The organism is bacterium (genome assembly GCA_036524115.1).
Taxonomy (GTDB): domain Bacteria; phylum JAUVQV01; class JAUVQV01; order JAUVQV01; family DATDCY01; genus DATDCY01.
This window is the reverse complement of record DATDCY010000315.1, coordinates 74,947-88,198: the sequence shown is the minus strand read 5'-3', so window position 1 is coordinate 88,198 and position 13,252 is coordinate 74,947. Positions and strand designations below refer to the sequence as shown.

Annotated in this window: 13 protein-coding genes; 10 read left to right on the top strand and 3 right to left on the bottom strand. The window is 70.7% G+C overall.

The features are described 5' to 3' along the window. Positions 1-5 precede the first annotated feature (5 nt). Positions 6-1,496, top strand: coding sequence for a radical SAM protein (locus VI078_15235; protein ID HEY6000639.1), 1,491 nt, complete (start codon positions 6-8; stop codon positions 1,494-1,496). A 21-nt stretch (positions 1,497-1,517) separates the two neighbouring features. On the opposite strand, the gene VI078_15230 is transcribed toward VI078_15235, so the two are convergent. From VI078_15230 to VI078_15220, 3 genes are read right to left on the bottom strand one after another with little or no spacing between them, the layout of a single operon-like run. Further along, the gene (locus VI078_15230; protein HEY6000638.1) at positions 1,518-2,786 is read right to left on the bottom strand and encodes a cobalamin-dependent protein; all 1,269 of its coding nucleotides are present in this window, start codon (positions 2,784-2,786) and stop codon (positions 1,518-1,520) included. Then, positions 2,783-3,520: a 3-oxoacyl-ACP reductase FabG gene (fabG, locus tag VI078_15225; protein ID HEY6000637.1), complete on the bottom strand. Its 738-nt coding sequence runs from the start codon at positions 3,518-3,520 to the stop codon at positions 2,783-2,785. Before fabG ends, VI078_15230 begins: the two co-directional genes overlap by 4 nt. Then, entirely contained in the window at positions 3,517-3,966 is a 450-nt protein-coding gene (locus VI078_15220) for a hypothetical protein (GenBank protein ID HEY6000636.1), read from the bottom strand. The genes fabG and VI078_15220 overlap by 4 nt, the downstream gene beginning before the upstream one ends. A 26-nt stretch (positions 3,967-3,992) precedes the next feature. Here VI078_15220 and VI078_15215 point away from each other — a divergent pair, with 26 nt between their 5' ends. From VI078_15215 to VI078_15175, 9 genes are all read left to right on the top strand, one after another. Then, on the top strand, positions 3,993-4,259 hold the full coding sequence (locus VI078_15215) for a phosphopantetheine-binding protein (protein ID HEY6000635.1): 267 nt from the start codon (positions 3,993-3,995) through the stop codon (positions 4,257-4,259). After that, on the top strand, positions 4,256-6,418 hold the full coding sequence (locus VI078_15210) for a beta-ketoacyl synthase N-terminal-like domain-containing protein (protein ID HEY6000634.1): 2,163 nt from the start codon (positions 4,256-4,258) through the stop codon (positions 6,416-6,418). Before VI078_15215 ends, VI078_15210 begins: the two co-directional genes overlap by 4 nt. Beyond that, positions 6,415-7,779 carry a lipid biosynthesis B12-binding/radical SAM protein gene (locus VI078_15205; protein HEY6000633.1) on the top strand — a complete coding sequence of 455 codons (1,365 nt, stop codon included), beginning with the start codon at positions 6,415-6,417 and terminating at the stop codon, positions 7,777-7,779. Before VI078_15210 ends, VI078_15205 begins: the two co-directional genes overlap by 4 nt. Positions 7,780-7,953: 174 nt before the next feature. After that, a complete protein-coding gene (locus VI078_15200) occupies positions 7,954-8,259 on the top strand; it encodes a hypothetical protein (protein ID HEY6000632.1) in 306 nt (101 codons plus the stop codon). 90 nt (positions 8,260-8,349) lie between these two features. Continuing rightward, on the top strand, positions 8,350-8,622 hold the full coding sequence (locus tag VI078_15195; protein HEY6000631.1) for a phosphopantetheine-binding protein: 273 nt from the start codon (positions 8,350-8,352) through the stop codon (positions 8,620-8,622). 8 nt (positions 8,623-8,630) lie between these two features. Next, a complete protein-coding gene (locus VI078_15190) occupies positions 8,631-9,680 on the top strand; it encodes a radical SAM protein (protein ID HEY6000630.1) in 1,050 nt (349 codons plus the stop codon). Between the two features lie 14 nt (positions 9,681-9,694). Then, complete coding sequence (locus VI078_15185) at positions 9,695-10,693, top strand: radical SAM protein (GenBank protein HEY6000629.1); 999 nt, start codon at positions 9,695-9,697, stop codon at positions 10,691-10,693. 8 nt (positions 10,694-10,701) lie between these two features. Beyond that, positions 10,702-11,952: a beta-ketoacyl-[acyl-carrier-protein] synthase family protein gene (locus tag VI078_15180; GenBank protein ID HEY6000628.1), complete on the top strand. Its 1,251-nt coding sequence runs from the start codon at positions 10,702-10,704 to the stop codon at positions 11,950-11,952. A gap of 34 nt (positions 11,953-11,986) precedes the next feature. Further along, the gene (locus tag VI078_15175) at positions 11,987-13,252 is read left to right on the top strand and encodes a beta-ketoacyl-[acyl-carrier-protein] synthase family protein (protein ID HEY6000627.1); all 1,266 of its coding nucleotides are present in this window, start codon (positions 11,987-11,989) and stop codon (positions 13,250-13,252) included.

The following is a 13,252-nucleotide window of genomic DNA, read 5'->3' as shown; positions in this document are numbered from 1 at the left end:
ACGCAATGAGGGTGGTGCTCGCTTCCATGCCGGACGTCGCCGCGGTCATCATGCACGAGGCCGCCTTTCACATGCCGAATCTCGGCATCGCCAGCCTGGGCGCCAACCTGGACGAGGACCACGAGGTCTTCCTCGTCGATCTCGTCCGCAAGCGTGGCACCGTGCGCGGGTACCTCCAGCGGACCCTGCTCAAGCTGCGCCCCGACGTCGTCGGCCTCTCGTCGATGACCTGGCAGTTCGGCACCTGCCTCAAGATCGCGCGCCTGGTCAGGCAGTGGCTGCCGCAGGCCAGGATCGTGGTCGGGGGCTACCACGCCACCTTGATGTACGAGGAGATCGGCCGCGACCCCGGGGCCCGGGACATCGACTTCCTCGTGCGGGGCGAGGGCGAGGAGTGCTTCCGGCGCCTGGTCAACGCGCTGGCCGGCAGGGACGATGTCGCCGCGATCCCTTCTCTCTCGCACCGCGGGGCGGACGGCGCGCTCGTGCACAACCCGAAGGGCGAGCTGCTGGACCTCGCGCGCCTGAAGCTGCCCATCCGCGACAAGCGGCGCCTGACGTGGGGCTACCACATCATGAACCGCAGCGTGGAGGTCATGGAGACCTCCCGCGGCTGCAACCGCTCGTGCAACTTCTGCAGCATCCGGCACATGTACGGCCAGTCCTTCCGGCCGTTCCCGATCGAGCGCATCCTGGCCGACATCGACGATATCTACCACAAGCGCCGCTGCCGCTGGGTCTTCGTCTCCGACGACAACATGGTGCTCTCGCCCCCGCGGGTCATCGAGATCTGCAAGGCGATCATCGAGCGCGCCTACCGCGGCATGCACTTCGTCGTCCAGGCCGACTGCGTCACCATGTCGCGCAACGAGGAGATGGTTGCCCTGATGGCCCGCGCGGGCTTCAAGAGCATCTTCCTGGGGATCGAGAGCGCCTCCCGCAAGAACCTCAAGGCCGCCCAGAAGGGGGACATCCTCGACGCCTCCCGCAGGGCCGTGGAACTGTGCCACAAGTACGGCATCATGGTGGTGGGGGGCATGATCTTCGGCTTCCCCGACGACGAGGAGCAGGACTTCATCGACAACTACCGCTTCCTCAAGGAGGTCGACGTCGACTCCCCCTACTGCCAGATACTCACGCCGTACCCCAAGACCGGCATCCGCCAGCAGCTGCTGGACGAGGGGCTGGTCACCAACGCGGACGACTTCTCGACCTACAACGGCATCTGGGCGAACGTGCGGACCCGGCACCTGGACGCCGACGCCCTGCAGTACCTGGTCTGGTACCAGCGCCAGCAGGTCCTGGGCTGGTGGGAGCCTTCCCGCCATGCGCGCATGCAGGGGCCGCTCTGGATCGGCATCTGGCTCTACCTCGTGCGCCCCGTGCTCAAGGTGGTGCTCGGCCGCCGCCGCCGGAAGATCGGCTGGCGCGCGAGCTACGAGCGCGAGATGGCGCGGCTCAGGGCGGCGAACCGGTTCGAGGAGCTGGACGGCTGACGGAGAAGGCTCCCGGCCGCCTCACATCCCCCCAACCGTCTTCCCGAACGCCCGGCCGCGCAGCTCCCGCTGGCGGGGGCGGGCGGTGCCGTCGGCCATCTCCTTGCGGATCACCCTCGTGAAGAGCTTCGACATCTTCATCGGCTGGGGCTCGTCGCGGTAGAAGGTGTCCCAGGCGTACGCCAGCAGCTCCTGGAGCCGCTCCGCGCTCATCTGCTTGGGCTGGAAGACGACCTTGTCGGCGGTGTAGTCGTTCCAGTCGTGCGAGAGGATGCGCCCGTCGCGCTGCAGGTCTTCGTAGGCGCGGGTGTGGGGGAACGGCGTGAGGACCGTGAACTCGGCGAGGTCCAGCTCGATCTCCAGCAGGAAGTCGACGAGGCGCTTGATGTCGTCCTCGGTGTGCTCGTCCAGGCCGAGCAGGATGGTGCCCTCCACGCCGATGCCGTGGTCGTGGTAGCGCCGGATGCGCTCGCGGATGTAGTCGGAGGTGTCGAAGACCGCCTGGTAGACGTACCAGGCGCCGGCCTGCGCGGCCAGGTCGAGCACCTCGGGGTCGTCCTCGATGGGGTGGCAGCACCACTTCTTCTTCAGGGGGATCATCTCGCGGAAGAGGTCCAGCTCCCACTTCCGGTCCTGGGCCAGCGAGTTGTCCACGATGAAGAGGCGGTTGTTGTCGATGGCGGCCATCTCGGCGATGGTCCGGTCGATCGGCCGGGGCCGGAACACGCGGCCGCCGAGGTAGGAGACGCAGCAGGGGTAGCAGTTGTAGCGGCAGCCACGCGAGGCGTGCACGAGATCCACCATCTGCACGCCCCGGTAGTTGTAGAGCTCCCGCCGCAGGATGTCGCGCCGGGCGGTGCCCACGATCTCGATGGGCGGCGGCTGGCGCAGGTAGTCATAGACCGGCTTGAGCCGGCGGCGGCGCAGGTCGTCGACGAGCGTCTCCATGCGCCCCTCGGCCTCGCCGAGGAAGACGGCGTCGGCGTGCGTCTGCGTCTCCTCGGCGTGCAGCATGGTGGCGATCCCGCCGCAGACGACCGGCACGCCCGCGCGGCGGTAGGCGTCGGCGATCTCCCAGCCGCGCCGGACCTGGCTGGTGAGCATCATGGAGATGGCGACCGCGTCGGGGCGATCGTCGAGGTCCAGCTCCTCCACGTTCTCGTCGACGAAGGTGACGGCGACATCCGGCGGCAGGGCGGCGGCCATGACGACCGGGCCGTGCGGCGGCAGGTGGAACTCCGTCTGGCTCATGAGCTTCGGCCAGCGCGGATAGATGAGCTTGAGGTTCAGAACATCCCCCCGTTCACCGACAGAACCTGGCCGGTGACGTAGCTGGCGTCCTCGGAGCAGAGGAACCGCACCACCCGCGCCACCTCCTCGGGCGTCCCCACGCGGGCCATCGGGATGAGGCCCTTGATCTTCTGCACCGGCGCCTCCTGGATCATCGCGGTCTGGATCAGGCCGGGTGCCACGACGTTGACGCGGATGCCCAGGCGCGCGACCTCGGCGGCCACGGAGCGGCTGGCGCCGATGAGGCCGGCCTTGGCGGCGGCGTAGTTGGCCTGCCCGCGGTTGCCCATGAGGCCCGAGACCGAGGCGATCGAGACGATCGCGCCCCTGCGGTGCACAACCATCTTCTCCAGCACCGGTTTCGTCACGTTGTAGAAGCCCTGGAGGGTGACGTCAATCACGCTGCGCCAGGCCTCCGGCTTCATCATGACGAACAGTTCGTCCGCGACGCGGCCGGCGTTGTTGACGAGCACGTCCACCGCGGGGTGGGCCGCGAAGATCTCCTCCATGGCCCGGCCGGTCGCCTCGGCGTCGGCGACGTCGAAGCCGGCGCAGCTGCCCTTGCCGCCCACGGCCTCGATCTGGGCGACGGTCTCGCGGGCGCCGTCGGCGTCGGAGTGGTAGTTGACGATCACCTCGTAGCCGACGCGGGCCAGCTCCACGCAGATGGCGCGCCCGATGCCCTTGCTGCCGCCCGTGACGAGCGCGGCCGGCGATGCGGGAGCGTCCGTCACGGCGCCGCCTGCACGAGTTGCAGCGTCACCTCGGCCACGACCTCCGCGCCGATGCTGACCGTGCCCTCGATCTCGCGGAACTCCTCGTAGGCGAACTGGTTCCGCGCCCGGGTCGTCAGCGCCGTGCCGAGGGCGATGCGGTCGACCCCCAGCCGGGCGCTCTTGATGCCCGCGATCCAGCCGCGGTGGTGCCGCCCCGGCTCCTGCGTCTGGATGATGTTCCAGCCGTTGTTGACCGCCGCCGTCTGGGCAACCAGCTCGATGAGCACCAGCGGGTCGGCGCCGCCTTCCCCGGTCAGCGGCCAGCCCTCGCGCACGACGGCGCGGCAGGTGGCCTCGTCCGTATCGAACGAGACGATCTCCGAGAGCAGCAGCATGCGGCCGCGATGGGGTACGAGCGTCTCGAGGTCCACGTTCGGACCGCCCTGCGTCCCCTCGGCGCCCATGGGAAAGATGATATCATGTGGAGGACATGGACACGCTGATCGAAGCGCTGCGGGTCAAGATCGTTCAGATCCTCAACCTCCCGGACGTCACCCCCGCCGACATCCCCCTGGACGGCCGGCTCGTCGGCGGCGACCTGGGGATCGACTCCATCGACACCCTGGAAATGGTCGTCATGATCGAGCGGGACTACGGGGTCGTCATCGACAACAAGGAGCTGGGCGCCAGGGTCTTCGCCTCCCTGCGGACGCTCGCCAGCTACATCCAGGAGAAGTCCCCGAGGCTCACCAGTTGAGCGGTGGCCCGGTCTCCATCGCCGGGATGGGGGTGATCGGCGCCCTCGGGAGCGGCACGGACCAGACGCTGTCGGCCCTGCTCGAAGCACGACGCGGGCTGGGGCCGCTGCGAATCTTCCCCATCGAATCCGGGAACGACCTGCCCGTCGGGGCGGTGGACCTCGCGGAGGACGAAGGCGAACGCCTCCCCCGCACACACCGTCTGGCCTGCCTTGCCGCGGACCAGGCCCTGGCCGGCGCCCCGGGCCCGGTCGACGCCATCGTCCTGGGCACGACGACCGGCGGCATCCTGCGCACCGAGACGCTGCTGGAAGGCGGCTGCGAGGACCCGGCCGCCTACCGCCATCACGGCGCCGGCACCGTGGCCGAGCTGCTTGCCCGGCGCTGCGGCTGCCGCGGCCCGCTCATCACCGTCTCCACCGCCTGCTCGTCGGGCGCCGTGGCGATCGCCCTCGCGATGGCCATGCTGCGCCGCGGGCTGGCGCGGCGGGTGCTGGCCGGCGGCGCCGACAGCCTCTGCCGCCTGACCTACTTCGGATTCCACTCCCTCCAGCTCATCGACCCGCGGGGCAGCCGCCCGCTCGACCGCGACCGGCACGGCATGTCGGTGGCGGAGGGCGCGGCCCTGCTCCTGCTCACGAGCGATCCGCCCGCCGGCGGGGGCGCGCAGCTACTGGGGGCCGGCCTGTCGTGCGACGCCCACCACCCGGCGGCGCCCCACCCCGAGGGCCTGGGGGCGATCGCCGCGATGCGGGCCGCCCTCGCCGACGCCGGCGTGGCGCCCGAGGAAATCGACTACATCAATCTCCACGGCACCGGCACCGAGGACAACGACCTGGCCGAGGCGCGGGCCGTCGTCTCGCTTTTCGGGGATCACCCGCCCGCTCTCTCCTCGATCAAGGGGGCGACCGGACACAGTCTGGCCGCGGCGGGCGCGATAGAAGCCGTGGTCTCGGCCCTGGCCGTGAACGAGGGCTTCGCACCGGCCAACGCGGGACTGGAGAACGTCGATCCGCAGCTGAAGCTGGACCCGGTGACGGCGCCTGTCCGGCGGAGCATCGGCACCGTGCTCTCCAACTCCTTCGGGTTCGGCGGGAACAACGCGGCGCTGGTGATCGGCAGGGCCCGGCCCGGGACCGCTCGCGCGATGCCACCGCGTCCGCCCGCACTGGCAATCGCTGCCGCCGCCTGCCTGACCGGGGCCGGCGGCACGCGCGCCACCTGGGAGCGCTTCGCGGCGGGCGGCAGTTGCGCCGGCTGCCTCGACGAGCAGGCGATCTGCGGGGAGCTGCCGTCGCGCGTCGTCCGTCGACTCAAGCGTCTGTCGCGGCTGGCCCTGGCCCTGGCGACCGAGGCCTGTCACGGCGCGCCCGCCGGCGCCGGGCCCATGGCCGTCTGCCTCGGCACGGCCTGGGGCGCGCTCTCGGAGACGCACGACTTCCTGCGCCGGCTCTTCGAGACGCGGCAGCGGTTCCCCTCCCCCACGGACTTCGTCGGCTCGGTGCACAACGCGCCAGCCGGCCAGATCGCGATGCACCTCGGCGCCCGGGGGGCCAACGTCACGACCACGGGCGGCGACGCCTCCTTCGAGCAGGCGCTGCTGGCGGCCGATCTGCTGGCGGGCGACCCCGGCCAGGCGGTCCTCGTGCTCGGCGTCGACGAGGGCCATCCGTCGCTGGCGCCGCTGTTCGACGACTCGGTGCGCGGCACCCCGCCGGCCGACGGGGGCGGGGCGCTGCTGCTGCGGCGGGCGCGCGGCGACGAGCCCACGGTCGCCCTCCTGGCGTATCGCGGCGATTCGGGGGCGGACGCGATGCAGGCGCTGCTCGAGGCCGCGGGTGGGGCCGGGAACGTCCGCAACACCGTCGGCGCCATCCTCGCCGGCATCCCCGCCGGGCACGCCGAGGCGGCCTCCCGCGACCTGGCGGCCTTCGTGGCGGCCAGCGGCTTCGATAGGCCCGTGATCGACTATCGCCGCGCCATCGGTCAGTTCGGCGCGGCCTCGGCGGTTGCGGCGGTCCTCGCGCACCGGATGGTCCGGGACCAGCTCGTCCCGGCCGCCCTCGCCGGCGGGGTCGATGTCCCCCTCGGCGGCCGGGGCGTCCTGCTGCTGGGCCTCGGCCTCTCCTCCTCCGCCGTGATGGTCGGGCCGCGATGAGAGTGCTCCTGCTCTCCGTCAACACCGTGCGCGAGCCGTTCCCGGTCTACCCGCTGGGCCTCGACTACGTGGCGGGGTCCATCTCCGCGCGGCACGAGGTGCGCTGCCTGGACCTCAACTGTCTGGGCGAGGACCAGGCGCTGGAGCGCGCCGTCGCCGAATGGAGCCCCGAAGTCATCGGGCTCTCGCTCCGCAACGCAGACAACACCGACAGCCGCGCCCCCCGCAGCTACATGGGGGACTATCGCCAGCTCGCCCTTCGCGTCCGCCGCTGCAGCGGGGCGCCGATCGTGCTGGGGGGCAGCGGCTTCACGATCTTCCCGGGCGAAGCCATGGAACTGCTGGAGGCCGACTACGGAATAGTCGGCGAGGGCGAGCGGCTCGAAGCGCTGCTCGAGGCGCTGGCCGCGGGGCTGGACCCGGCCGGCCTGCCGGGCGTCGTGACCCGGAGCGGGGCGGACGCGGGGCCGCCGCTGCCCGCGCCGGAGCCCTGGCCGCAGTCCGTCAGGCGCCGCTTCGACGCGCGGGCCGGGCACGTGGACTTCTACCTGCGCAACGGCGGCATGCTCAATCTCCAGACCAAGCGCGGCTGCCCGTTCCGCTGCGTCTACTGCACCTACCCGCGCATCGAGGGCCGGCGCCTGCGCCACGCGCCGGTCGACGAGGTGGCGGCCACCGCCCTGCGGCTCCAGGAGGCGGGGGCCCGGTACCTCTTCATCACCGACTCGGCGTTCAACGCCGACGTGGGACACAGCCTGGAGGTCGCCCGCGCCTTCCGGGAGCACGGCCTCACGATCCCCTGGGGCGGCTTCTTCGCGCCCGTCGCCCTGCCGGAGGGCTACTTCGAGACCATGGCCGCCTGCGGGCTCAGGCACGTGGAATTCGGCACGGAGTCCCTGACGGACGGCGTCCTGAAGGCCTACGGCAAGCCCTTCCGCCGCAGCGAGGTGCTGGCCGCCCACCGCGCCGCGCGGGCCGCCGGCCTGCACGTGGCCCACTACCTCCTCTTCGGCGGCCCCGGTGAGACGGAGGAGACGTTCGCCGACACCCTGGCGCAGATCGAGACGCTCGAGAGGACCGTTCTCTTCCTCTTCGGCGGCATGCGCATCTACCCGAACACGCCCCTGCACGAACTGGCCGTGCGGGAGGGGCAGATCGCCGCCGGAGCGAACATCGTGGAACCGGTGTTCTACCAGCCGGCGGGGATCACCCTTCCCGCGATCGCGCAGGCCCTGGCCAAGCGGGCCCGGGGGCGGGACAACTGGGTCGAGGCCTCCGGCGGGGACGCCGCGACGGCCATCCTCCAGCGTATGCACCAGCGCGGCCGGTCCGGCCCCCTGTGGGAGCACCTCGTGCGATGACCACGATCTGCGCGTACGGCGGTACAATGGGGACGCGATGACAGGTTTGACGCGCGGTGACAGGCCGGCGCCTTCGATCCGCGCACGCGGATATCGGCGATGAGCGAACAATTTGCAGGAACAAATCCTCTGTGGTACAAGGCAGCCGACATACGACGAGGCGATTGCGCTCTAATGGTTGACGTGTGGGTCCCCGCTGATTCTCCCTGGTTTGACGGCCATTTTCCCGGTCAGCCGGTGCTGCCGGGAATCGCGCAGCTGGCGATGGTCGCCGATCTAATCCAGTCCGCCCTGGGCCTGCCCGCGCGGGTGGCGGAAGTCAGCCGCGTCCGCTTCAAGCAGATGATCCTGCCGGGCGAGCAGCTGCAGGTGTCGGCCGAGCCGCGCCCCGGCCGCGACGGGGCGTACGCCTTCCGGATCACCAGGGGGGAGACGCCGGTGTGCAGCGGGACGATGGTGGTCAAGAGCGTGGAGCGTTAGCGCGACGACGGCTGCGTGGCGGACGAACGGCCCGGGGGGGGCGTTCCGGCGCAGGGTGCCGACGGAAGCAGACAGGAAGACGGGGGGGATATGGCTGTAGCAATGGAACTGGACCAGTTGATCCTCAACATCGCCGGGATCATGATCAGGGAGCTGAAGCTCGAGGACGTAACTCCCGAGACCTTCGACCCCGACCTGGACCTCGTGGACGAGGTGGGCGTCGACAGCATGGACCTGGCGACCGTGGCGCTGGTGCTGCGCGACCAGTACCGCGTACGCATCGACGAGGACGACTACCCGAAGCTCAAGACCCTGCGCCTGATCTCCCAGTACATCCACGGCAAGCTGGCGGCCGGGGCCTAGCCCGCACGATGGCGGAGTGGACGTTCGCGGCCCTGACCGCGGAACCGGAGGTCAGGGCCCGGTGGGAGCGCGTGCGGCGCTATTTCTTCCTCCGCGAGTCCACCTACGACATGACCCGCCGCTGCAACATCCGCTGCGAGGGCTGCTACTACTTCGAGGGGGACAAGCAGCACGCGGCGGAGCACGGCGACCCCGACGCGTGGCGCGCCCTCATGCGCGCCGAGCGCGACCGCGGCATCACCTACGTGGTGCTCGCCGGCGCCGAGCCCTCCCTCGTGCCCGAACTGCTCCGGGTGTGCCACGAGGAGATGCCGCTGGGCGCCATCGCCTCGAACGGCATCATGCACATCCCCCGCGCCGTGGGCTACCGGATCCACGTCTCGGTCTGGGGCAACGACGAGACCAGCGCGCGCATCCGCGGCGCCAGGCACATGCTCGCCCGCCAGATCGAGAACTACAAGGGCGACTCCCGCGCCGTCTTCGTCTACACCTTCACCCCGCACAACATCGACGAGGCCGGCGACGTGGTCGCGACCCTGGCGCGCGAGGACTGCAAGGTGACGTTCAACATGTTCTCCGCGCCCGTCGGCTACAGCGGCCGCCTGCGTCACACGCCCGAGTCGCTGGCCCGCACCCGGCGGACGATGACCGAGCTGCTGGCGCGCCACCCCGACCACGTGCTCTTCTCGCCCTACAACGCCGTGGCCCACACCCACCGGCTGGGGCTGCACGACCTGTTCGGCTGCTCGTACCCCCGCCGGAACCCGTCCACGGACTTAGGCCTGGGACGCTCATTTCGCCAGTACCGCACGGACCTGGAGTGGGACCGGGACGCCGCCTGCTGCGTCCCCGACACCGACTGCCCCGACTGCCGCCACTACGCGGCCGGCAGCGCGGTGGTCACGGCGCGCCTCTTCCGGCACGCGACGGACCCCGACACCTTCCGCTCCTGGCTGGATTACGTCGACACCTACCTCGCCGTCTGGGTCGTGGACTATACTAAGGGCCGGAATCTCTGCGAAAGGATGACGGCGCCACCGGGCTTCGGGCTCGACTAGCACCAACACTCCCGATGAAGACAATCAGCTCCCTCCTGGACGAGCACTGGCACGAGCGCTACCGGAAGATCTCCCGGCTCAACATCCGCAGCTCCATCTACGACGTCACCAACCGCTGCAACCTGCGGTGCAAGGGGTGCTTCTTCTTCTCGTCCAACGAGCACAAGGCCGCCCCGGAGGAGACCGACGTCGCCGAGTGGGAGGCGTTCGTCGACCGGGAGATGGAACGGGGCGTGAACCTCGCCATCCTCATCGGCGGCGAGCCGACGCTCTGCCTCGACCGCGTGGAGGCGTTCTACAAGCGGCTCCCCACCTTCTGCGCGTCCAACGGACTGATCAAGGTGCCCCGCGACCGCTTCCCGGACCTGATGGTCGGCATCTCCCTCTGGGGCGACGAGCAGGACGAGCGCGTGCTGCGTGGCAGGGACACCTTCGCCATCTCCAGCAAGAACTACGAGGGCGACCCCTACACCTACTACCTCTTCACCATCACGCCCAAGCAGATCGGCCGGACCGAGCGCATCATCCGCAAGATCCGCGACGCAGGCCTCAAGGTGCACATGCAGCTGCTCTCCAACGACGAGGGGGTCTCGGGTTTCAGCTGGAAGCCCGGGGAGCTGACCGCCATCCGCGCCGAGATGGACGCCATGCTCGATGCCTACCCGGAGACGGTCATCAGCTCCAAGTACTACCACGAGGTCATCACCACCGGGATGATGCTCGGCCGGCCGTTCGGCTGGATGGAGTGCCCGTCGGTGACCCAGCCGCTCGACAAGCGCGACCCGGCCCCGAAGCACCTCACGAACTTCATCCGCTGGGCCTCGGACCTCAAGACCATGCACCGCTGCTGCACCTCGGAGACGCGCGACTGCTCCACGTGCAAGGACGGCGCGGCCCACATGAGCTGGGTGATGGTCAACAAGCGCGCCCACATGGCCTCGACCAGGGACCTCCAGAACTGGATCGAGGTCTACGAGATGTTCGCCAAGCTCTACAAGTTCCTGCCCTGGTAGGGGGCGCGTTGCTCGGCAGGCGTCCCGTCGTCGTCGGCTACGACGCGATCTCCCCGCTCGGGCTCGACCTGGACGGGCAGTGGCAGCGCGCCCTGCGGGGCGAGAGCGGCGTCGGGCGGCTGACCCGCTTTGCGGCCGGCGACGACTTCCCCGTCAAGATCGCCGGCCAGGCCCCGGACATCGACCACCTGCCCTACGACTTCCTCAAGCCGCGCGAGCAGGCCCGCTGGCCCTCGCCGATCTTCAAGTACGCGCTCGTCACCGTCGAGCGCGCCCTCGCCCGCTCCGGCCTCCGGATCACGCCGGAACTGGCGCCGCGCGTGGCGATCACCTACAGCTCGGCGGTGGGCGGCTTGGACGCCGTGCTCGCCGCCGACCGCAAGCTCGTCGCCGACGGCACGCTGCCGCTGCCCTGCGTCAACCCGAACTCCTGCATCAACATGGTCGGCGGCAAGGTCTCGATGCACACCGGCGCCACGGGCCCGATCGTGAGCACCGTGACGGCGTGCGCCACGGGCGTGACCTCCATGACCGTGGGCGCGCTGCTGCTGGCGCAGGACCGGGCGGACGTGGTGCTCTGCGGCGCGGCCGACTTCGCGCTCGTCGAGCCGATCGTCGCCGGCTTCGCCACGATGAACGGCGCCTACGTCCCGAAGGAGGGGCAGCCCGAGGAGCCGCCGCAGGCCGCCAGCCGGCCCTTCAGCGCGCACCGGCGCGGGTTCGTGGTGTCGGAGGGGGCCGGGTGCGTCGTCCTCGCCGCCGAGGAGTTCGCCCGCGCCCACGGCCTGGACTACCGGATCGCGGTCGCCGGCTGGGGCATGACGTCGGACGCCCACCACTTCGTGGCGCCGCACCTCGACACGGTGCGCCGCTGCATCCGCGAGAGCCTGGACCAGGCCGGGGTGGCGCCCGGCGACGTGGACGCGGTCAACGCGCACGCCGCGGCGACGCGCGTGGGCGACAAGGTGGAGTACGACGCGCTGCGGGAGGTCTTCGGCGACGCTCTGCCGCCGGTGACCGCGAACAAGTCGCTCACGGGCCATGCGATGGGCGCCTCCAGCGCGATCGAGTCCGTCCTCGCCTTCGAGGGCATGCTCGCGGGCATGCTGCCGCCGACGATCAACCATCGGCCCGACCCGGAGCTGCCGCTCGACTGCGTGGCCGAGGGCGCCCGGCGGGTCGACCAGACGTTCGTGCTCAAGAACGCCTTCGGGTTCGGGGGCTGCAACACGTGCGTCGTCTTCGAGCGGGTCGCATGACGACCCGCCACCCCCGCCAGCGCGAGCGAGCGAGATGAGGCCGCCGCTGAACCGGAAGGTCTACGTCGTCGGCTACGACGTGGCCACGGCGCTTGGCTCCACGCTCGAGAGCACCTGGGAGCGCGCCGTGCGCGGCGAGGCCGGCTTCCGGCGGGTGACGCGCTGCGCCACCGACTCGCGCAGCAACGTCGTGGGGGAGATCCCCGACTGGCGTCCGGAGTCCCTGGACTTCGTCAAGGCCAAGGATGCCGGCAGCTGGAACGCCGACTTCGTCTTCCTGACGATGGCCCTCTGCAAGCGGGCCCTGGCGCACGCCGGGCTCGCCATGGACGGGCGCACCGGCCCGCGGACGGCGTGCCTCGTGGGCTCCGCCCTCAACGGCAGCGACGCGATGCGCATCGCCGTGGAGAACCTGGCGCGGGAGGGCCCGACGAAGGTCAGCCCGTACCTGCTCCCGAACCTCTGCGCGAACGTGCCCGCCGGCAAGGCCGGCATGCTGCTCGGCTTCACCGGGCCGATCTTCTCGCCGCAGGGCGCCTGCGCCTCGGGCAACCACGCGATCGCCATCGGCGCGCGCATGATCCGGGACGGCGACTGCGACTTCGTGCTCGCCGGCGGCGTGGAGACCTGTCTGATCCCCGAGATCATCCAGGGGTTCTCCAACATGTGGGCCACCATCAAGGTCACGGAGGGCGACCGGGCGTTCGCGGACCCCACGCAGGCCTCCCGCCCGTTCAGCGTCGACCGCAAGGGCTTCGTCATGGCCGAGGGCGGAGGCGTCCTGGTGCTCGCGGCGGACACCGCGCTGGCCGAGCATGGGCTGAAGCCGCTGGCCGAGGTGGCCGGGATCGGCTGGACCTCCGACGCCCACCACTTCACGATGCCCAACCAGGAGACCATCGTGCGGGCCATCCGCGAGGCGATCGACGACGCCGGGCTCGAGCCGGCCGACATCGACGCGGTCAACGCCCACGGCACCTCCACGCCCAAGGGGGACGCGGTGGAGGTGGCCTGCCTGCGCGCCGTGTTCGGGCAAGCCCTGGGGAAGATCCCGATCTCCGCCAACAAGTCCCAGATCGGCCACACCCTCGGGGCGGCGGCCGCCGTCGAGGCGGCGCTCGGCATAGAGGGCATGCGCCGGGGGCTGGTGCTCCCGACGGTCAACCACATCCCGGACCCGGCCTTCGACGACATCGACGTCGTCCCCAGGCAGGCGCGCCGCCACGCCCAGGAGTTCCTGCTCTCCAACGCGTTCGGCTTCGGCGGCACCAACTGCTGCGTCGTCTTCAGAGGCGTGTAG

Bases quoted from the DNA above. Each gene is read 5' to 3' on its own strand.
- VI078_15200 (HEY6000632.1), top strand. From the start codon at position 7,954: ATGGTTGACGTGTGGGTCCCCGCTGATTCTCCCTGGTTTGACGGCCAT.
- VI078_15175 (HEY6000627.1), top strand. From the start codon at position 11,987: ATGAGGCCGCCGCTGAACCGGAAGGTCTACGTCGTCGGCTACGACGTG.
- VI078_15235 (HEY6000639.1), top strand. From the start codon at position 6: ATGAGGGTGGTGCTCGCTTCCATGCCGGACGTCGCCGCGGTCATCATG.
- VI078_15205 (HEY6000633.1), top strand. From the start codon at position 6,415: ATGAGAGTGCTCCTGCTCTCCGTCAACACCGTGCGCGAGCCGTTCCCG.
- VI078_15215 (HEY6000635.1), top strand. From the start codon at position 3,993: ATGGACACGCTGATCGAAGCGCTGCGGGTCAAGATCGTTCAGATCCTC.
- VI078_15220 (HEY6000636.1), bottom strand. From the start codon at position 3,966: ATGGGCGCCGAGGGGACGCAGGGCGGTCCGAACGTGGACCTCGAGACG.
- VI078_15195 (HEY6000631.1), top strand. From the start codon at position 8,350: ATGGCTGTAGCAATGGAACTGGACCAGTTGATCCTCAACATCGCCGGG.
- VI078_15190 (HEY6000630.1), top strand. From the start codon at position 8,631: ATGGCGGAGTGGACGTTCGCGGCCCTGACCGCGGAACCGGAGGTCAGG.
- VI078_15185 (HEY6000629.1), top strand. From the start codon at position 9,695: ATGAAGACAATCAGCTCCCTCCTGGACGAGCACTGGCACGAGCGCTAC.